Origin of the sequence: Cupriavidus sp. Agwp_2, from assembly GCF_040784895.1 — a bacterium.
In the GTDB taxonomy this organism is placed as follows: Bacteria; Pseudomonadota; Gammaproteobacteria; order Burkholderiales; family Burkholderiaceae; genus Cupriavidus.
Genome location: NZ_CP088083.1, coordinates 3,446,585 through 3,465,559, shown reverse-complemented (window position 1 = coordinate 3,465,559; position 18,975 = coordinate 3,446,585). Strand labels below are relative to the sequence as shown.

At 66.6% G+C, this 18,975-nt stretch carries 16 protein-coding genes; 15 read left to right on the top strand and 1 reads right to left on the bottom strand.

Going from position 1 to position 18,975, the window contains the following annotated elements; genetic code table 11:
* Positions 1-215 precede the first annotated feature (215 nt).
* Both LPA45_RS16180 and LPA45_RS16175 read left to right on the top strand, forming a co-directional pair.
* Positions 216-5,021, top strand: coding sequence for a glutamate synthase-related protein (locus LPA45_RS16180; protein WP_376790615.1), 4,806 nt, complete (start codon positions 216-218; stop codon positions 5,019-5,021).
* 119 nt (positions 5,022-5,140) lie between these two features.
* Positions 5,141-6,604 (top strand): glutamate synthase subunit beta, encoded by a 1,464-nt coding sequence (locus tag LPA45_RS16175; RefSeq protein WP_116320315.1) that lies wholly within the window; start codon positions 5,141-5,143, stop codon positions 6,602-6,604.
* A gap of 85 nt (positions 6,605-6,689) precedes the next feature.
* Here LPA45_RS16175 and LPA45_RS16170 read toward each other — a convergent pair whose 3' ends face one another.
* Entirely contained in the window at positions 6,690-7,223 is a 534-nt protein-coding gene (locus LPA45_RS16170) for a GNAT family N-acetyltransferase (protein ID WP_317922189.1), read from the bottom strand.
* Positions 7,224-7,471: 248 nt separating this feature from the next.
* Here LPA45_RS16170 and LPA45_RS16165 point away from each other — a divergent pair, with 248 nt between their 5' ends.
* From LPA45_RS16165 to hisD, 13 genes are all read left to right on the top strand, one after another.
* Complete coding sequence (locus LPA45_RS16165) at positions 7,472-8,557, top strand: tripartite tricarboxylate transporter substrate binding protein (protein WP_317922191.1); 1,086 nt, start codon at positions 7,472-7,474, stop codon at positions 8,555-8,557.
* A 140-nt stretch (positions 8,558-8,697) separates the two neighbouring features.
* Complete coding sequence (locus tag LPA45_RS16160) at positions 8,698-9,516, top strand: ABC transporter ATP-binding protein (RefSeq protein WP_317922193.1); 819 nt, start codon at positions 8,698-8,700, stop codon at positions 9,514-9,516.
* Positions 9,513-10,292: a lipid asymmetry maintenance ABC transporter permease subunit MlaE gene (mlaE, locus tag LPA45_RS16155; RefSeq protein ID WP_116320311.1), complete on the top strand. Its 780-nt coding sequence runs from the start codon at positions 9,513-9,515 to the stop codon at positions 10,290-10,292. Before LPA45_RS16160 ends, mlaE begins: the two co-directional genes overlap by 4 nt.
* A gap of 77 nt (positions 10,293-10,369) precedes the next feature.
* Positions 10,370-10,891, top strand: a complete 522-nt coding sequence (gene mlaD, locus LPA45_RS16150; protein ID WP_116320310.1) for an outer membrane lipid asymmetry maintenance protein MlaD — start codon at positions 10,370-10,372, stop codon at positions 10,889-10,891.
* Positions 10,888-11,901, top strand: a complete 1,014-nt coding sequence (locus LPA45_RS16145) for a VacJ family lipoprotein (protein ID WP_376790614.1) — start codon at positions 10,888-10,890, stop codon at positions 11,899-11,901. The genes mlaD and LPA45_RS16145 overlap by 4 nt, the downstream gene beginning before the upstream one ends.
* Before the next feature lie 212 nt (positions 11,902-12,113).
* Positions 12,114-12,743 (top strand): phospholipid-binding protein MlaC, encoded by a 630-nt coding sequence (locus LPA45_RS16140; protein ID WP_116320309.1) that lies wholly within the window; start codon positions 12,114-12,116, stop codon positions 12,741-12,743.
* A gap of 152 nt (positions 12,744-12,895) precedes the next feature.
* Positions 12,896-13,213 (top strand): lipid asymmetry maintenance protein MlaB, encoded by a 318-nt coding sequence (locus LPA45_RS16135; protein WP_317922196.1) that lies wholly within the window; start codon positions 12,896-12,898, stop codon positions 13,211-13,213.
* Between the two features lie 258 nt (positions 13,214-13,471).
* Positions 13,472-14,422, top strand: coding sequence for an ABC transporter ATP-binding protein (locus LPA45_RS16130; RefSeq protein ID WP_116320307.1), 951 nt, complete (start codon positions 13,472-13,474; stop codon positions 14,420-14,422).
* Positions 14,419-15,240, top strand: coding sequence for an ABC transporter permease (locus tag LPA45_RS16125; protein ID WP_116320306.1), 822 nt, complete (start codon positions 14,419-14,421; stop codon positions 15,238-15,240). Before LPA45_RS16130 ends, LPA45_RS16125 begins: the two co-directional genes overlap by 4 nt.
* A gap of 51 nt (positions 15,241-15,291) precedes the next feature.
* Positions 15,292-15,540: a BolA family protein gene (locus LPA45_RS16120; protein WP_317922199.1), complete on the top strand. Its 249-nt coding sequence runs from the start codon at positions 15,292-15,294 to the stop codon at positions 15,538-15,540.
* 80 nt (positions 15,541-15,620) lie between these two features.
* A complete protein-coding gene (gene murA, locus LPA45_RS16115; protein WP_116320304.1) occupies positions 15,621-16,871 on the top strand; it encodes a UDP-N-acetylglucosamine 1-carboxyvinyltransferase in 1,251 nt (416 codons plus the stop codon).
* Between the two features lie 17 nt (positions 16,872-16,888).
* Positions 16,889-17,563 (top strand): ATP phosphoribosyltransferase, encoded by a 675-nt coding sequence (gene hisG / locus LPA45_RS16110; RefSeq protein ID WP_317922200.1) that lies wholly within the window; start codon positions 16,889-16,891, stop codon positions 17,561-17,563.
* A 51-nt stretch (positions 17,564-17,614) separates the two neighbouring features.
* Positions 17,615-18,958: a histidinol dehydrogenase gene (gene hisD / locus LPA45_RS16105; protein ID WP_116320302.1), complete on the top strand. Its 1,344-nt coding sequence runs from the start codon at positions 17,615-17,617 to the stop codon at positions 18,956-18,958.
* The last annotated feature ends 17 nt before the right edge of the window (positions 18,959-18,975 follow it).

The window sequence follows — 18,975 nt, the reverse complement described above, 5'->3', positions numbered from 1 at the left end:
TAAAATTTTTGCGAGGCTTTCAGGATTCCCATATAGTTGCTCCACCCACAGTCATTGTGCGGCGCGTCACGCTCGTGTACGCCGCTGCGGCCCGCAGACAGCTTCGTCCCCATTTCCCTTCCCGCCGGTCCACCGGTTTGGGTGGATTTAAAGAAAGCGCGCGGTCCCGTTCCGGTAGTCCAGCAGTTCGCGCAGCCATCACCGGAATTCAGCCCGTGGACCAAATGAAGAACCCTTCGGCCCAAGCGCAGACCAGCGAGCAAATCAGCGAGTCTTCCTCCGCCCTCGACCTGCGTCCGCAGGCGCAAGGCATGTACGACCCGGCCAACGAGCACGATGCCTGCGGCGTCGGCATGGTCGCGCACATCAAGGGCAAGAAGTCCCACGAGATCGTTTCCCAGGGCCTGAAGATCCTGGAGAACCTGGACCACCGGGGTGCGGTCGGCGCTGACGCGCTGATGGGCGACGGTGCCGGTATCCTGATCCAGATTCCGGACCAGTTCTACCGCGAAGAGATGGCCGCGCAGGGCGTGAGCCTGCCGCCCAACGGCGAATACGGCGTGGGCATGATCTTCCTGCCCAAGGAACACGCCTCGCGCCTGGCCTGCGAACAGGAACTTGAGCGCACGGTCCGCCTGGAAGGCCAGGTCGTGCTGGGCTGGCGCGACGTGCCGGTCGACGCCAACATGCCGATGTCGCCCACGGTGCGCAAGACCGAGCCGGTGATCCGCCAGATCTTCATCGGTCGTGGCCGCGACATCATGACCACGGATGCGCTGGAACGTAAGCTCTACGTCATCCGCAAGACCGCCAGCCATGCCATCCAGGCGCTCAAGCTCAAGCACGGCAAGGAATACTTCGTGCCGTCGATGTCGGCCCGTACCGTGGTGTACAAGGGCCTGCTGCTGGCCAACCAGGTCGGCGAGTACTACCTGGACCTGCAGGACCAGCGCGCCGTGTCGGCCCTGGCCCTGGTGCACCAGCGCTTCTCGACCAACACCTTCCCGGCCTGGGAACTGGCCCACCCGTACCGCATGGTCGCCCACAACGGCGAAATCAATACGGTCAAGGGCAACGTCAACTGGATCAACGCACGTACCGGCGCGATCTCGTCGCCGGTGCTGGGCGACGACCTGCCCAAGCTGTGGCCGCTGATCTACCCGGGCCAGTCCGATACGGCATCGTTCGACAACTGTCTCGAACTGCTGACGATGGCTGGCTACCCGCTCGTCCACGCGATGATGATGATGATCCCGGAAGCCTGGGAACAGCACACGCTGATGGACGACAACCGTCGCGCCTTCTACGAATACCACGCCGCCATGATGGAGCCGTGGGACGGCCCCGCCGCGATCTGCTTCACCGATGGCCGCCAGATCGGCGCCACGCTGGACCGCAACGGCCTGCGCCCGGCACGTTTCTACGTGACCGAGGACGACGTCGTGGTGCTGGCCTCGGAAGCCGGCGTGCTGCCGTTCCCCGAGTCGCGCATCGTTGAGAAGTGGCGCCTGCAGCCGGGCAAGATGTTCCTGATCGACATGGAGCAGGGCCGCATCATCGACGACAAGGAACTGAAGGACAACCTGGCCAACGCCAAGCCATACAAGAGCTGGATCGACGCGGTCCGCATCAAGCTGGACGAGATCGACGCCAAGCCGGAAGACGTTGCCGCCGAGAAGAAGCCGGTGGCCAAGCTGCTGGACCGCCAGCAGGCCTTCGGCTACACCCAGGAAGACGTCAAGTTCCTGATGGCGCCGATGGCGCTGGCCGGCGAAGAAGCGACCGGCTCGATGGGCAATGACTCGCCGCTGGCGATCCTGTCGTCCAAGAACAAGACGCTGTACCACTATTTCAGGCAGCTGTTCGCCCAGGTCACCAACCCGCCGATCGACCCGATCCGCGAGAACATGGTGATGTCGCTGGTGTCGTTCATCGGCCCGAAGCCGAACCTGCTGGAGTTGAACAACATCAACCCGCCGATGCGCCTCGAAGTGTCCCAGCCGGTGCTGGATTTCAAGGACATCGCCAAGATCCGCAACATCGAGCACTACACCGGCGGCAAGTTCCGTTCGTACGAACTGAACATCTGCTACCCGACCGCCTGGGGCAAGGAAGGCATTGAAGCGCGCCTGGCCTCGCTGTGCGCCGAAGCCGTGGATGCGGTGCGTTCGGGCTACAACATCCTGATCGTGACCGACCGCCCGGTGGATGCCGACCATGTCGCCATCCCCGCGCTGCTGGCCACGTCCGCCATTCACCACCACCTGGTGGAGAAGGGCCTGCGCACGTCGACCGGCCTGGTGGTCGAGACCGGCACCGCGCGTGAAGTGCACCACTTCGCGCTGCTGGCCGGCTACGGCGCCGAAGCCGTGCACCCGTACCTGGCGATGGAAACCCTGGCCGACATGGCCAGCGGCCTGTCGGGCGACCTGTCGCCCGAGAAGGCGGTCAAGAACTTCGTCAAGGCGGTCGGCAAGGGCCTGTTCAAGGTGATGTCCAAGATGGGCATCTCCACCTACATGTCGTACACCGGCGCGCAGATCTTCGAAGCCATCGGCCTGTCGCGCGAGCTGGTGCAGAAGTACTTCCACGGCACGCCGTCGAACGTCGAGGGCATCGGCATCTTCGAGGTGGCCGAGGAAGCGCTGCGCCTGCACACGGACGCCTTCGGCAACAACCCGGTGCTGGAAAACATGCTGGACGCCGGCGGCGAGTACGCCTTCCGCATCCGCGGCGAAGAGCACATGTGGACCCCGGACTCGATCGCCAAGCTGCAGCACTCGGTGCGCGCTGACGACGGCAAGGGCGCCTACCAGACGTACAAGGAATACGCCAACATCATCAACGACCAGAGCAAGCGCCACATGACGCTGCGTGGTCTGTTCGAGTTCAAGGTCGATCCGGCCAAGGCGATTCCGCTGGAAGAAGTCGAGCCAGCCAAGGAAATCGTGCGGCGCTTCGCCACCGGCGCGATGTCGCTCGGCTCGATCTCGACCGAAGCCCATGCCACGCTGGCCGTGGCGATGAACCGCATCGGCGGCAAGTCCAACACCGGTGAAGGCGGCGAGGACGAGAAGCGCTACCGGAACGAGCTGCGCGGCATCCCCATCAAGCAGGGCGATACCCTCAAGGGCCTGCTGGGCGAGGGCGTGATCGAAAAGGACCTGGAGCTGCGCGACGGCGATTCGCTGCGCTCGAAGATCAAGCAGGTGGCGTCGGGCCGTTTCGGCGTGACCGCCGAGTACCTGGCTTCGGCCGACCAGATCCAGATCAAGATGGCGCAGGGCGCCAAGCCAGGCGAAGGCGGCCAGCTGCCGGGCCACAAGGTCTCGGATTACATCGGCAAGCTGCGTTACTCGGTACCGGGCGTCGGCCTGATCTCGCCGCCCCCGCACCACGACATCTACTCGATCGAGGATCTGGCACAGCTGATCCACGACCTGAAGAACGTCAACCCGTCGTCGGATATCTCGGTCAAGCTGGTGTCCGAAGTGGGCGTCGGCACCGTGGCCGCGGGCGTGTCCAAGGCCAAGGCCGATCACGTCGTGATCGCCGGCCATGACGGCGGCACCGGCGCCTCGCCGTGGTCGTCGATCAAGCACGCCGGCTCGCCGTGGGAGCTGGGCCTGGCCGAAACGCAGCAGACGCTGCTGCTCAACGGCCTGCGCAACCGCATCCGCGTGCAGGCCGACGGCCAGATGAAGACTGGCCGCGACGTCGTCATCGGCGCGCTGCTGGGCGCCGACGAGTTCGGCTTCGCCACGGCACCGCTGGTTGCCGAAGGCTGCATCATGATGCGCAAGTGCCACCTGAACACCTGCCCGGTGGGCGTGGCCACGCAGGATCCGCAGCTGCGCAAGAAGTTCCAGGGCAAGCCGGAGCATGTGGTCAACTTCTTCTTCTTCGTTGCCGAAGAAGCCCGCGAGATCATGGCCCAGCTGGGCATCCGCACCTTCGACGAGCTGATCGGCCGCGCCGACCTGCTCGACACCAAGGCTGGCATCGAGCACTGGAAGGCGCGCGGCCTGGACTTCGGCCGCATCTTCCACCAGGTGTCGCTGGGCGCGGACGTGCCGCTGTACCACACCGACGTGCAGGATCACGGCCTGTCGGCGGAAGCCGGCAAGGCGCTGGACCACGTGCTGATCGCCAAGGCCCGTCCGGCGATCGAGAAGGGCGAGCGCGTCTCGTTCATCCAGCCGGTCAAGAACGTGAACCGTACGGTGGGCGCGATGCTGTCCGGCGTGGTCGCCAAGCAATATGGCCACGAAGGCCTGCCCGACGACACCATCCACATCCAGCTGCAAGGCACCGCCGGCCAGTCGTTCGGCGCGTTCCTGGCACACGGCGTCACGCTGGACCTGGTGGGCGACGGTAACGACTACGTCGGCAAGGGCCTGTCGGGCGGCCGCGTGATCGTGCGCGCTCCGCATGAGTTCCGCGGCGACCCGACCCGCAACATCATCGTCGGCAACACCGTGCTGTACGGTGCCATCGCCGGTGAAGCGTTCTTCAACGGCGTGGCCGGCGAGCGCTTCGCGGTGCGTAACTCCGGCGCGGTTGCCGTGGTGGAAGGCACCGGCGACCACGGTTGCGAGTACATGACGGGCGGCACGGTGGTGGTGCTGGGCGGCACCGGCCGCAACTTCGCGGCCGGCATGTCGGGCGGCGTGGCCTACGTCTATGACGAGGACGGCCTGTTCGACAAGCGCTGCAACACCTCGATGGTGGCGCTGGAAGCGGTGCTGGCCTCGGCCGACCAGGAAAAGGGCCAGCCGCAGGCTTCGTGGCACAAGGTCGACGGCAAGCGCGTGCTGGATGAAGTCATCCTGCGCAACCTGATCGAGCAGCACTTCCGCTACACCGGTTCCGAGCGCGCCAAAGCGCTGCTGGCTGACTGGACCACGGCACGCCGCAAGTTCGTCAAGGTCTTCCCGACCGAGTACAAGCGCGCGCTGGGCGAGATGTATGCCAAGGAACAGGCAGCCCGCGACAGCGACCGCGAAGCCATCGCGGCCTGATCGGCAGCGGACCAACGTAGCGACGGGGCGCGGCAGCCGCCGCGGCCCCGACAAGATTCTGACCCCACAGCGGGGCCGGCGAAGCCGCCGGTCCCGCGCAGCATGACCAAGGACGCAACATGGGTAAGGCGACTGGCTTTCTCGAATTTCCGCGCCAGAATGAAGGCTACGAACCGGTAGTCAAGCGCGTGAAGCACTACAAGGAATTCGTGTTCGCGCTGTCCGACAGCGAAGCGAAGCTCCAGGGTGCGCGCTGCATGGACTGCGGCATCCCGTTCTGCAACAACGGCTGCCCGGTCAACAACATCATTCCCGACTTCAACGACCTGGTGTACCGCCAGGACTGGAAGTCGGCGATCGAGGTGCTGCACCAGACCAACAACTTCCCCGAGTTCACCGGCCGCATCTGCCCGGCACCGTGCGAGGCTGCCTGCACGCTCGGCATCAATGAACTGCCGGTGGGCATCAAGTCGATCGAGCACGCCATCATCGACAAGGCCTGGGAAGAAGGCTGGGTTGCGCCGCAACTGCCGCGCCACAAGACCGGCAAGACCGTCGCCGTGGTCGGCTCCGGCCCCGCCGGCATGGCCGCCGCGCAGCAACTGGCACGCGCCGGCCATGACGTGACCGTGTTCGAGAAGAACGACCGCGTTGGCGGCCTGCTGCGCTACGGCATCCCCGACTTCAAGATGGAGAAGTCGCTGATCGACCGCCGCATCGAACAGATGCAGGCAGAAGGCGTGACTTTCCGCGCCGGCGTGATGGTGACCGACGGTGAACTGCCGGCCGGCATCAAGAACTACGCTCGCGAGACCATCTCGGCCCAGGCCCTGATGGACCAGTTCGACGCCGTGGTGCTGGCGGGCGGCTCGGAAGTGCCGCGTGACCTGCCGGTGCCGGGCCGCGACCTGGCCGGCATCCACTACGCGCTCGAATTCCTGATTCCGCAGAACAAGGAAGTGGCTGGCGATGGCGCCAACGACATCCGCGCCGAAGGCAAGAACGTGATCGTGATCGGCGGCGGCGATACCGGCTCCGACTGCGTGGGCACGTCCAACCGCCACGGCGCCACCTCGGTGACTCAGTTCGAACTGCTGCCGCAGCCGCCGGAAGAAGAGAACAAGCCGCTGGTGTGGCCGTACTGGCCGATCAAGCTGCGCACCTCGTCGTCGCACGACGAAGGCTGCGAGCGCGACTGGTCGGTCGCCACCAAGGAATTCATCGGCGAGAACGGCAAGGTCACCGCGCTGAAGGCCTGCCGCGTCGAATGGAAGGACGGCCGCATGCAGGAAGTGGAAGGCAGCGAGTTCATCCTGCCGGCCGACCTGGTGCTGCTGGCAATGGGCTTCACCAACCCGGTGGGCTCGATGCTGGAAGCCTTCGGCGTCGACACCGATGCACGCAAGAACGCCAAGGCCGCCACCGAAGGCGAGCGTGCTTACCACACCAACGTACCCAAGGTGTTCGCCGCCGGCGACGTGCGCCGTGGCCAGTCGCTGGTGGTGTGGGCCATCCGCGAAGGCCGCCAGGCCGCGCGTTCGGTCGATGCCTTCCTGATGGGGCACACCGACCTGCCGCGCTGATCCGCAGGTCAGTGCCGCAACGAAAAGCCCGCCTGGCGCAAGCCGGCGGGCTTTTTTCGTTGCGGATGCCGCGCCGCGGTGGGCCTCAGCCGGCCAGCGTCCTTTCCATCAGGACCGCGGCGGCACCATAGCCTGCCAGCTTGTCAGCGTGCCGCGAAGCGGTCACCGCCGCCACCGGCGCGTACCCGAGCCTGCGCCACCACGGCGCCGCCGACTGTACGGCAATCAGCCGTGAGTGCTTCAGTCCGGCCGCCACCGCAGCAGCCTGCGCCGCCGCGTACAGGCGTGCCGCCAGCCCGCCGCCGCGGCCGGCGGGCGCCACGGCCATGTCGTGGACGAACCAGGTCAGCGGCGCCGGCGCAAGGCGCCAGACGTCGTTGAGCACGCCATCGAGCGGCGGCAGGCTGGTTTCGGGCCAGGCATGGGTGAACAGGTAGGCGGCCAGGGTGCCGGGTTGGCGCGGATCGTCGGCGACCCAGCAGGTGGTGGGAGAGAGCGCCAGCCGGCTGGCCAGCGCGTCGCGGCTTTCCAGCAGCACCCCGGTATAGCAGGCGGCCTGCACGGCCAGCACGGCAGGCAGGTCGGCGGCCTCCATGGGCCGCAGGGGAAACATCTTCATCGCGCGATTATAGCCGGCGGGCCATGCGGTTCGCGGCGGAGGCGGGGCGGCGGCCGGACGTGGCCATGGCGGGTTTGGCAAGGCTGGACAAGGCCTTCAGGGTTCTCCCGGCTATGGTTTACGTGCCTGTGGGCGTCCGGGCAATGTACTTACAATTTTCTAAAAACAACTAACGGAAACCGCCTCGCGAATCCTTTTTCCCCAGAACCAGCTCGCCGTCCCCTCAGGGGATGGGTGGGAGGAAATTGATGACCGAAGTGCGCAATATGCTGCAGCTTTGGCGAGGTAAGGCGAAGCTGGTGTCGTGGCCGTCCGCATTGGCGGTACTCCGGCGCTGGCTCCGGCCTTTCCTGTGCCTGTACGTCCTGGGCTGTGCCACGCTCGCGTTCGCCGTGCCGGTGACGGCTGTAGCCGGGCCGCAGCTGGAACGCAGCATGTCGTTCCCGAACCGGCCGATGCGCCTGATCGTGCCGTTCCCGGCGGGCGGGGTGGCAGACGCCGTCGCCCGCATGTTGGCCGAGCGTTTATCGGACCGGCTGGGCGTGCCGATGGAGGTCGACAACCGCCCCGGCGCGGCCGGCACCACCGCCGGCGATGTCGTTGCAAAGGCCAGTTCAGACGGGCACACGCTGCTGTTCCACCAGGCCAATATCCTGATCCAGCCCGGGCTGGAGCCGGTCCCGTACGACGTGGTGCGAGATTTCACGCCCGTGGCCCGCGTGGCCACTACGCCCCTGTTCCTGGTGATCGACGCCCGGCTGCCAATGCGAACGCCTGAGCAATGGATGACCGCGGTGAAATCCAACCCGGGCTCCTACAGCTATGGCTACGGCCAGTCCGGCAGTCCGTCCCACTTGTATGCGGAATATGCCGTGCGCGGCATCGGCAACGGCGTGCCGCTGGTCACCGCCAAGGGCGAGGCCGCCGTCGTCCAGGAGATGCTGGCGGGCCGTATCAGCGCCTGCTTCTGTTCGTTTGCCGCTGTGCAGGGACAGGTCCGCAGCGGCGCGCTCCGGCTGCTCGGTGTCACCGGCGTAGCGCGCTCGACGCTGGCGCCGCTGGTGCCGACGCTGCAGGAATCGGGGCTGGAGGGCTACGGGGCGGCCGCCTGGTTCGGCGTGATGGCTCCGGCCAAGACGCCGCGTGCCATCATTGCGCGGCTGGCGCTCGAGCTTGACGGCGTGATGGCCGAGCGCGAGGTCCGTTCGCGCCTGATGGCGGCCGGACTGACACCCTTGCGCGACTCGCCGGAAGCATTTGCCACTGCAATCCGCTCCGAATCGATCCAGTGGCAGGTCATTCTCAAGGACGTCTCACATACACGCGAACCCTGACGAAAGGGTGCTGACACATACGTCAGCGAAGCCGGTAGCGCGGCGATTGTTCCAATCCGGTCAACATAGCGTGTGCCATAGGATACAGCGCGCCTAGGTAGTACACCTTATAATGCGCCCCTGTCCCGACCGGTGCCAACGTGACCGATTCTGCTCAAAACCTCGTCGAACTGAATGCGGTGGATTTCGCTTATGCGGACCACGGCAAGCCGATCCTGTCCGGCCTCACCATGCAATTCCCGCGTGGCAAGGTGATCGCGGTCATGGGCGGTTCGGGGTGCGGCAAGACCACGGTGCTGCGGCTGATCGGGGGCCAGGTGCGCCCGCAGGCGGGCACGGTGTGCTTCGACGGCACCGATATCCACCAGCTCGACACCCGCGGCCTGTATGCCGTGCGGCGCCAGATGGGCATGCTGTTCCAGTTCGGCGCGCTGTTTACCGACTTGTCGGTATTCGACAATGTGGCCTTCCCGCTGCGCGAGCATACCGACCTGCCGGATTCGATGATCCGCGACCTGGTGCTGATGAAGCTGAACGCGGTCGGCCTGCGCGGCGCGCGCGACCTGATGCCGTCGCAGATCTCCGGCGGCATGGCGCGGCGCGTGGCGCTGGCGCGCGCGATCGCGCTCGATCCCGCGTTGCTGATGTATGACGAGCCCTTCGCCGGCCTCGACCCGATCTCGCTCGGCCTGACCGCTCGCCTGATCCGCAGCCTGAACGACGCGCTCGGCGCGACCACGATCATCGTCTCGCACGACGTGCACGAGACCTTCCAGATCGCCGACTACGTGTATTTCATTGCCGACGGGCGCATCGCCGCGCAGGGCGAGCCCGAGGCGCTGCGCGCCTCCTCCGACCCGTTCGTGCACCAGTTCGTCCACGCCGAGGCCGACGGTCCGGTGCCGTTCCACTATCCGGGACCGTCACTGGCCGAGGACTTTGCCGGAGGCGCGCGGTGATCGGTTTCTTTACCACCATCGGTGCGGCCGTGCGCCGCAACGTGACGGGCCTGGGCCATGCCACCCGCATGTTTCTTACCGTGCTGGGGCTGTCGCCGGCGCTGCTGCGCCGCTTCCGGCTGGTGACCGACCAGGTTTTCTTTGTCGGCAACCTGTCGCTGGTGATCATCGCCGTGTCGGGCCTGTTCGTCGGCTTCGTGCTGGGCTTGCAGGGCTACTACACGTTGAACCGCTACGGCTCGGAGCAGGCGCTGGGCCTGCTGGTGGCGCTGTCGCTGGTGCGCGAACTCGGGCCGGTGGTGACCGCGCTGCTGTTCGCGGGCCGCGCCGGCACCTCGCTGACCGCCGAGATCGGCCTGATGAAGGCGGGCGAGCAGCTGACCGCGATGGAAATGATGGCGGTGAACCCGCTGCAGCGCGTGGTCGCGCCGCGCTTCTGGGCGGGCGTGATTGCCATGCCGGTGCTGGCGACGATCTTCAGCGCAGTGGGCATCCTCGGCGGCTATGTGGTCGGCGTGCAGCTGATCGGCGTCGACGCCGGTGCCTTCTGGTCGCAGATGCAGGGCGGCGTGGACGTGCGCGCCGATGTACTCAACGGCGTCATCAAGAGCTTTATTTTTGGCATCGCCGTGACGTTCATTGCCCTGTACCAGGGCTTCGAGGCCAAGCCGACGCCCGAGGGCGTCTCGCGCGCGACCACCCGCACCGTGGTGATCGCGTCGCTGGCGGTGCTGGGGCTGGATTTCCTGCTGACCGCGCTGATGTTCAGCAATTGAGGCTGGACCAGCGGCGCGGGCGATACAGACGAAAAAAGACAGCGACAAGACACTACGGGGTTGAAGAAGAGAATCCGATGAAAAAGATCACACTCGATTTCTGGGTGGGGCTGTTCGTGGCGGCGGGGTTTGTGGCCCTGCTGTTCCTGGCCCTTAAGGCGGGCAACATGAGCGCCTTCACCTTCCAGGACACTTACAGCGTGCAGGCCCGCTTCGACAACATCGGCGGGCTCAAGCCGCGCGCGCCGGTCAAGAGCGCCGGGGTGGTGGTTGGCCGCGTCGCGGCGATCCGCTTCGACGACAAGACTTACCAGGCCACCGTCGAGATGAACCTGGAGAAGCGCTACCAGTTTCCCAAGGACACCTCGGCCAAGATCCTGACCTCGGGCCTGCTGGGCGAGCAGTACCTCGGCCTGGAAGCCGGTGGCGACACCGCCATGCTGGCCGATGGCGCCCGCATCACCATGACGCAGTCCGCGGTGGTGCTGGAAAACCTGATTGGCCAGTTCCTGTACAACAAGGCGGCGGATGCCGGCGGGGCCAGCGGCTCGCCCGCGGCCGGCGCGAGCGCACCGGCGCTGGGTGGGGATGCCAAATGAGCGTTGTTCCCCCCGTCAAACCGGGCCGCGCCGCGCGCCGTCCGGTGGCTGGCCTGATGGCCGCGGCGGCAGCCGCGGCGCTGCTCGCCGGCTGTGCCACCGGCCCCACGGCCAACCCTAAGGATCCGCTGGAGCCCTTTAACCGCGAAGTCTCGAAGATCAACGAGGACTTCGACAAGGGCATCCTGCGCCCGGTGGCCGAGTTCTACGCCGACTACACGCCGACGCCGGTGCAGCGCGCGGTGGAGAACTTCTTCTCCAACATCAGCGATGTCTATTCGGCGGCGAACAATCTGCTGCAGGGCAAGCCTACGCGCGCGGCGGAAGACTCCATGCGCGTGGCGATGAACAGCGTGCTTGGCCTGGGCGGCCTGATCGACATCGCCACGCCGGCCGGCCTGCCCAAGTACAAGGAAGACTTTGGCCAGACGCTGGGTGTGTGGGGCGTGCCCCCGGGCCCGTACCTGGTGCTGCCGCTGTTCGGCCCGAGCTCGGTGCGCGACACCGGCGGCATGCTGGTGGACCGCCAGTTCGACCCGTCGGCCTATCTCTACCCGGTATCGCTGCGCAACTCGCTGACCGGCGTGCGCATCGTCGCGGGCCGTGCGCAGTTGCTGGGCGCGAGCAACCTGCTGGAACAGGCAGCGCTGGACAAATACTCGTTCCTGCGCGACTCCTACCTGCAGCGGCGCCAGTACCTGGTTTACGACGGCAATCCGCCGGAAGCCGCCGACGAAGACGTGGACAGCGAGGGCGCCGCACCCGCAGCGCCGGCCGCTCCGGCGGGCACCGAGGATGACAAGCCTGCCGGCGCCACCACGCCTGCGGCACCGGCACCCGGCACACAACCGGCGGACGCGTCCGCGCCCGCGGCCACGCCGCCGGCCGATGCCTCCGCACCCGCCGCCACGCCGCCAAAGGGCGACATCCAGCCGGAAAGCCAGAGCCTGCCGGTGCCGGCGGTGGAGCCGATGCAGCGTCTCGTCCCAGGTGTGATCCGGATCCGTTGACCACGTTGTGGCGCCAATCCCAACGGGCGGGCGCCAGGCTGTGAATGCCCTGTGAGGGCTGAAACAATTTGTTTGGAAGTGGCGGGGAAGGCCTGGTCCGTGCAACCTGCGGGCCTTGCTTATGTTCCAATCACCGCAAGGCCGCTGCCGGCAGGCGGCGCCCGGCCGGTGGCCCCCGCCGGAAAACGTCATTGAGAAAGAAGGAAAAATCCATGATTAAGCGACTGTTGGTCCCCTTCCTTACGGTAGTTGCCTTCGCCGGCGCTGCCCACGCACAGACGCCGGCCCAGGACGCTGCGACGCCGGACGGGCTGGTCAAGGCCGTGGTCAACGACGTGATGACGACCGTCAAGGCAGACAAGGACATGCAGGCCGGCAATATCGCCAAGATCACCGCGCTGGTCGAGCAGAAGATCATCCCGAACGCCAACTTCCAGAAGACCACGCAGATCGCGATGGGCCGTAACTGGTCGAAGGCGACGCCCGAGCAGCAGAAGCAGATCACCGAGGAGTTCAAGACCCTGCTGATCCGCACCTACGCCGGCGCCATCGCCCAGATCCGCGACCAGGCCGTGCAGTACCGCCCGTACCGCGGCACGCCTGAGGACACCGATGCCACCATCCGTACCCAGGTCATCAACAAGGGCGAGCCGATCCAGATGGATTACCGCCTGGAGAAGACCGCGAATGGCTGGAAGGTCTACGACATCAACGTGCTGGGCGCGTGGCTGACCGAGGCTTACAAGGGCAGCTTCAACACCATCGTCGGCCAGCAGGGCGTCGAGGGCGTGATCAAGACGCTGCAGGACCGCAACCGCCAGCTGGCCAACGCCAAGAGCTAAGCCGCGGCGAGCGCGCGCCGCTGCAATGCAGCACGGCGCGTCGATCTGCACTACAATGGCCGTTCGCGGCACTGGCTCCCGCCTCAGCGCGGGAGCTTTTGTTTGCGCCGCATTGCCATCCATCCACGCCAAATTCGTTTCCTGACGCCACCATGCTTTCGCTGGGCACCTCGCTGACCAACCAGAACGCCGCCGCCGTGCTGCGCGACGGGCTGGCACGCGTGGCGCAGGGCGGAGTGCAGGGCAAGGTGCAGGTCGACTGCACCGGCCTGGCGCAGGTGGATTCCGCCGCTGTTGCCGTGCTGCTGGCGTGGCATCGTGCCGCAGCCGCGCGCAACCTGGCGCTGTCATTGCGCGCGGTGCCGGCGCAACTGTCGCAGCTGGCCAACCTCTATGGTGTCGACGGCCTGCTGGGCCTGGCGACCGGCGCCGAGGCGCTTCCCCACCCGGGCCACCACCACCGACATTGATCCGGCATCGCCGGGCGCAACCTTGGCGCCCGACCGCGATGCCCCGGCGACGGCCTGGTGCTGTCGCCGCGCCCAGCGGACGATCCGGTGGGGATCAAGCGGGACCCACCCCGCATCCCCTATAATTCCGGGTTGTTCGCCCATCCCCCGCCTGATTCCGGTGCATGCCAGACCGGCCCAGGATATCCGGGCACGCAGTAGCTCCCCTTTTCAGGCGGACGGCCCAAAAAAAGCCGGACACGCCACAAACAATCGGCCATGAAAGCCATTGAAATCCACGACGTTCGCAAGCGCTACCGCAACCTGCAGGCGCTCAAGGGCGTCAGCTTCACCGTCGAACGCGGCGAATTCTTCGGCCTGCTCGGGCCGAACGGCGCCGGCAAGACCACGCTGATCTCGATCCTCGCCGGCCTGAACCGCGCCGACTCCGGCCACGTCCGTGTGCTGGGTCACGATGTCGTTTCCGACTACCGGATGGCGCGGCGTATGCTTGGCGTGGTGCCGCAGGAACTGGTGTTCGACCCGTTCTTCACGGTGCGCGAGACGCTGCGGCTGCAGTCCGGCTATTTCGGGCTGACCCGCAACGACGACTGGATCGACGAGATCATGGCCAACCTGGACCTGACCAGCAAGGCCGATTCCAATATGCGCCAGTTGTCCGGGGGGATGAAGCGCCGCGTGCTGGTGGCGCAGGCACTGGTGCACCGTCCGCCGGTGATCGTACTGGACGAACCCACCGCCGGCGTCGACGTCGAACTGCGCCAGACTCTGTGGAAGTTCATCTCGCGCCTGAACCGGGAAGGCCACACCATCATCCTGACCACGCACTACCTGGAAGAGGCCGAGGCGCTCTGTGACCGCATCGCCATGCTCAAGTTCGGCGAAGTGGTGGCGCTGGACCGCACCAGCAGCCTGCTGACGCAGTTCGCCGGCCTGCAACTGGTGCTGACTTTCGCGCGCGGCAGCCTGCCGCCGGCGCTGGAACCGCTGCGCATGCCGGCCAACCCGGGCGAGCGCGCGGTGCGGCTGCGGCTGTCGGGCTACCAGGCGGTAGAGCCGATCCTGGCCGCCTGCCGCGAAGCGGGCTGTGACATCGAAGACATGGAAATCAACAAGGCCGACCTCGAAGACGTATTTGTCCAGATCATGCGCCGCGAGGGGCACATGCCGGGCGCGCTGCCCGACCCCTCCATGGAGGCCGCGGCATGAAGCAGCCTGGCGAAATCGAAATGGTGGATGACGCGCGCCTGGGCCCGATGGCCGTGGGCAGCCTGGTCGGCTTCCGGACCCTGCTGTACAAGGAAGTGCTGCGCTTCTGGAAGGTCAGCTTCCAGACCGTGGCCGCGCCGGTGCTGACTGCGGTGCTATACCTGCTGATCTTCGGCCATGTGCTCGAAGACCGGGTCAAGATCTATGACCAGATCAGCTATACCGCCTTCCTGGTGCCTGGCCTGGTGATGATGAGCGTGCTGCAGAATGCCTTTGCCAACAGTTCGTCGTCGCTGATCCAGTCCAAGATCACCGGCAACCTGGTGTTCGTGATGCTGCCGCCGCTATCGCACTGGGAGATGTTTGGTGCCTATGTGCTGGCCTCGGTGATCCGCGGGCTGACCGTGGGCCTGGGCGTGCTGCTGGTGACGGCATGGTTTGCCAACCTGCATTTCGCCAACATCGGCTGGATCGTGGTGTTTGCGCTGCTGGGCGCGGGCATCCTCGGCACGCTCGGCCTGATCGCCGGCATCTGGGCCGAGAAATTCGACCAGCTCGCCGCGTTCCAGAACTTCCTGATCATGCCGGCCACCTTCCTGTCCGGCGTGTTCTATTCGATCCATTCGCTGCCGGCCTTCTGGCAGGCGGTGTCCCATGCCAATCCGTTCTTCTACATGATCGACGGCTTCCGCTATGGCTTCTTCGGCGTCTCGGACGTGTCGCCGCTGTTCAGCCTGGCGGTGGTGGGATCGGCCTTCGTGGTGCTGGCGGCGCTGGCGCTGCGGCTGCTGAAGTCCGGCTACAAGCTGCGCCACTGAGCGCGACCGCACTGACACTTCGCACTTACTGAATACGCTGAAGAGAACCCCATGCTGCCTACACCGGAACAAGTCAGGGAATACATTGCCCAAGGATTGCCCTGCGAACATCTGGAAGTCGAGGGCGACGGCCAGCACTTCTTTGCCACCATCGTCAGCCCCGAGTTCGAAGGCAAGCGGCTGATCCAGCGCCACCAGCGTGTCTATGCCGCGCTGGGCGATCGCATGCGCGCCGAGATCCATGCACTGTCGATGAAGACGCTGACGCCCGCCGAGTGGCAGGCAGGCGAGGGCAAGTAAGCCGGCCGTGCCGCACCGCGCCGCATGCGCGGTCCGAGAACAATGACGCCGGGCGCAAGCCCGGCCAGAACCGACACAACATGGACAAATTCCAGATCCAGGGCAACGGTCCGCTGCGGGGCGAAGTCCGCGTTTCGGGCGCCAAGAATGCCGCGCTGCCGATCCTGTGCGCGGGCTTGCTCACGGCGGATACCGTCTCGCTGGATAACGTGCCCAACCTGCAGGACGTGCGCACCACGCTCAAGCTGTTGCGCCTGATGGGCATGCGCGCCGAGCAGGATGGCGCTGCCGTCGCGCTCAACGGCGCCGACGTCAACTCGCTCGAGGCGCCGTACGAGCTGGTCAAGACCATGCGCGCGTCGATCCTGGTGCTGGGGCCGCTGGTGGCGCGCTTCGGCGAGGCCCGGGTCTCGCTGCCCGGCGGCTGCGGCATCGGTGCGCGGCCGGTCGACCAGCACATCAAGGGCCTGCAGGCGATGGGCGCGGAGATCAGCATCGAGCATGGCTTTATCCATGCCCGCGCCCGGCGCCTGAAGGGCGCGCGCGTGGTCACCGACATGATCACCGTGACCGGCACCGAGAACCTGCTGATGGCCGCCACGCTGGCCGAAGGCGAGACCGTGCTGGAAAACGCCGCGCGCGAGCCCGAAGTCAGCGACCTGGCCCACTTGCTGGTCAAGATGGGTGCGAAGATCGATGGCATCGGCACTGACCGGCTGGTGGTGCAGGGCGTCGACAAGCTGCACGGCGCCCGCCACAGCGTGATCGCCGACCGCATCGAGGCCGGCACCTTCCTGTGCGCCGCGGCCGCGACGCTGGGCGAACTGGTGCTGCGCGACGTGCGCCCGGACCTGCTCGACGCCGTGCTCGACAAGCTGCGCGAAGCCGGCGCACGCATCGAGACCGGCGCCGACTGGATCCGCCTGGCGATGCCGCGCCGCGCGAAGGCGGTGAGCTTCCGCACCTCCGAATACCCCGCCTTCCCGACCGACATGCAGGCCCAGTTCATGGCGCTGAACGCCGTGGCCGAAGGCACCGCGCGCGTGACCGAGACCATCTTCGAGAACCGGTTCATGCACGTGCAGGAACTGAACCGCCTCGGCGCCGACATCGTCGTCGAAGGCAACACCGCGGTGGTCAACGGCGTGGCGCGCCTGTCCGGCGCCAGCGTGATGGCGACCGACCTGCGCGCCTCCGCCAGCCTGGTCATCGCCGGCCTGGTCGCCGAGGGCGACACCGTGATCGACCGTATCTACCACCTGGACCGCGGCTACGACCGCATGGAAGACAAGCTGTCTGCAGTGGGCGCCAAGATCCGCCGCATTGCCTGAGCACGAGGACTGAGCCGATGAGCCCCACTTTCAATGCTTCCCCCAACCAGCTGACGCTGGCGCTGTCCAAGGGCCGCATCTTTACCGAAACGCTGCCGCTGCTCGACGCCGCCGGCATCCGGGTGACCGAGGATCCCGAGACCTCGCGCAAGCTGATCCTGCCGACCTCGGACCCCGCCGTGCGCGTGGTGATCGTGCGCGCCTCGGATGTGCCGACCTACGTGCAGTACGGCGCCGCCGATTTCGGCGTGGCCGGCAAGGACGTGCTGATGGAGCACGGCATGGCCGGCCTGTACGCACCGATCGACCTCAATATCGCCCGCTGCCGCATGTCGGTGGCGGTGCCGGCCGGGTTTGACTACGCCAACGCGGTGCGCCAGGGTGCGCGCCTGGCGGTGGCAACCAAGTACGTGCAGACCGCGCGCGAGCATTTTGCGAAAAAGGGCGTTCACGTCGACCTGATCAAGCTGTACGGTTCCATGGAGCTGGGCCCGCTGGTGGGCCTGTCCGATGCCATCGTCGACCTGGTCAGCACCGGCAGCACGCTGCGCGCCAACAACCTGGTCGAAGTGGAAGAGATCGTGCAAATTTCGTCGCGGCTGGTGGTGAACCAGGCCGCGCTCAAACTCAAGCGCGAGCGGCTGGCGCCGATCCTCGACGCTTTCGAACGCGCTTCGGCGGCACTGGTGTAAGGCCACATCGCGCCACACCAGCCCGATGCCGACCGAGAAGGAAAAGAAGTCATGAACGCAACCGCATCCGAAATGGAAAACCTGCCGATCCGCCGGCTTGATTCCAGCGAGCCGCGCTTTGCCGAGGCGCTGCGCCAGGTGCTGGCCTTCGAGGCCGGCGAGGACGAGGCCATCGACCGCGCCGCGGCGCAGATCCTGGCCGACGTGAAGGCGCGCGGCGACGCCGCGGTGCTGGAATACACCAAACGCTTCGATCGCATGGAAGCGCCGTCGATCGCGGCGCTGGAACTGTCGCAGGCCGAGCTCGAAGCCGCGCTCGAAGACCTCGAGCCCAAGCGCCGCGCCGCGCTGGAAGCCGCCGCCGCGCGTGTGCGTGCCTACCACGAGAAGCAGAAGATCGAGTGCGGCAGCCATAGCTGGGAGTACACCGAGGCCGACGGCACCATGCTGGGCCAGAAGGTGACGCCGCTGGACCGCGTCGGCATCTACGTGCCGGGCGGCAAGGCCGCCTACCCGTCGTCGGTGCTGATGAACGCGATCCCGGCGCGCGTGGCCGGCGTGAAGGAAATCATCATGGTCGTGCCCACGCCAGGGGGCGTGCGCAACGAGCTGGTGCTGGCCGCCGCGCAGATCGCCGGCGTCGACCGCGTCTTCACCATCGGCGGCGCGCAGGCCGTGGGCGCGCTGGCCTATGGCACCGCCACGCTGCCGCAGGTCGACAAGATCGTCGGCCCGGGCAATGCCTACGTGGCCGCGGCCAAGCGCCGCGTATTCGGCACCGTCGGCATCGACATGATCGCCGGTCCGTCCGAGATCCTGGTGATCTGCGACGGCACCACCGACCCCGACTGGGTCGCGATGGACCTGTTCTCGCAGGCCGAGCACGATGAACTGGCGCAGTCGATCCTGCTGTGCCCGGACGCCGACTACATCGCCCGCGTCGAAGCCAGCATCCAGCGCCAGCTGCCGACCATGCCGCGCCGCGACGTGATCGCCGCGTCGATCTCCGGCCGTGGCGCGCTGGTCAAGGTGCGCGACATGGAAGAAGCCTGCGAGATTGCCAACGCGATCGCGCCGGAGCACCTGGAAATCTCCGCAGAGAACCCGCGCCAGTGGAGCGAGAAGATCCGCCACGCCGGCGCCATCTTCCTCGGCCGCTATACCAGCGAGTCGCTGGGCGACTACTGCGCCGGCCCCAACCACGTGCTGCCGACCTCGCGTACCGCGCGCTTCTCGTCGCCGCTGGGCGTCTATGACTTCCTGAAGCGCTCGAGCCTGATCGAGGTGAGCGAGGGCGGGGCGCAGATGCTTGGCCAGATCGCCGCCGAACTGGCGTACGGCGAAGGTCTGCAGGCCCACGCCCGCAGCGCGGAATACCGTTTCAAGCGCAGTTGATCTACTGAACCAACGCA

What these genes read in the sequence shown, in the direction of transcription:
- LPA45_RS16175 (WP_116320315.1), top strand. Translation starts at nt 5,141, where the DNA reads ATGGGTAAGGCGACTGGCTTTCTCGAATTTCCGCGCCAGAATGAAGGC.
- LPA45_RS16170 (WP_317922189.1), bottom strand. Translation starts at nt 7,223, where the DNA reads ATGAAGATGTTTCCCCTGCGGCCCATGGAGGCCGCCGACCTGCCTGCC.
- LPA45_RS16165 (WP_317922191.1), top strand. Translation starts at nt 7,472, where the DNA reads ATGACCGAAGTGCGCAATATGCTGCAGCTTTGGCGAGGTAAGGCGAAG.
- mlaD (WP_116320310.1), top strand. Translation starts at nt 10,370, where the DNA reads ATGAAAAAGATCACACTCGATTTCTGGGTGGGGCTGTTCGTGGCGGCG.
- LPA45_RS16145 (WP_376790614.1), top strand. Translation starts at nt 10,888, where the DNA reads ATGAGCGTTGTTCCCCCCGTCAAACCGGGCCGCGCCGCGCGCCGTCCG.
- LPA45_RS16140 (WP_116320309.1), top strand. Translation starts at nt 12,114, where the DNA reads ATGATTAAGCGACTGTTGGTCCCCTTCCTTACGGTAGTTGCCTTCGCC.
- LPA45_RS16135 (WP_317922196.1), top strand. Translation starts at nt 12,896, where the DNA reads ATGCTTTCGCTGGGCACCTCGCTGACCAACCAGAACGCCGCCGCCGTG.
- LPA45_RS16130 (WP_116320307.1), top strand. Translation starts at nt 13,472, where the DNA reads ATGAAAGCCATTGAAATCCACGACGTTCGCAAGCGCTACCGCAACCTG.
- LPA45_RS16125 (WP_116320306.1), top strand. Translation starts at nt 14,419, where the DNA reads ATGAAGCAGCCTGGCGAAATCGAAATGGTGGATGACGCGCGCCTGGGC.
- LPA45_RS16120 (WP_317922199.1), top strand. Translation starts at nt 15,292, where the DNA reads ATGCTGCCTACACCGGAACAAGTCAGGGAATACATTGCCCAAGGATTG.
- murA (WP_116320304.1), top strand. Translation starts at nt 15,621, where the DNA reads ATGGACAAATTCCAGATCCAGGGCAACGGTCCGCTGCGGGGCGAAGTC.
- hisG (WP_317922200.1), top strand. Translation starts at nt 16,889, where the DNA reads ATGAGCCCCACTTTCAATGCTTCCCCCAACCAGCTGACGCTGGCGCTG.
- hisD (WP_116320302.1), top strand. Translation starts at nt 17,615, where the DNA reads ATGAACGCAACCGCATCCGAAATGGAAAACCTGCCGATCCGCCGGCTT.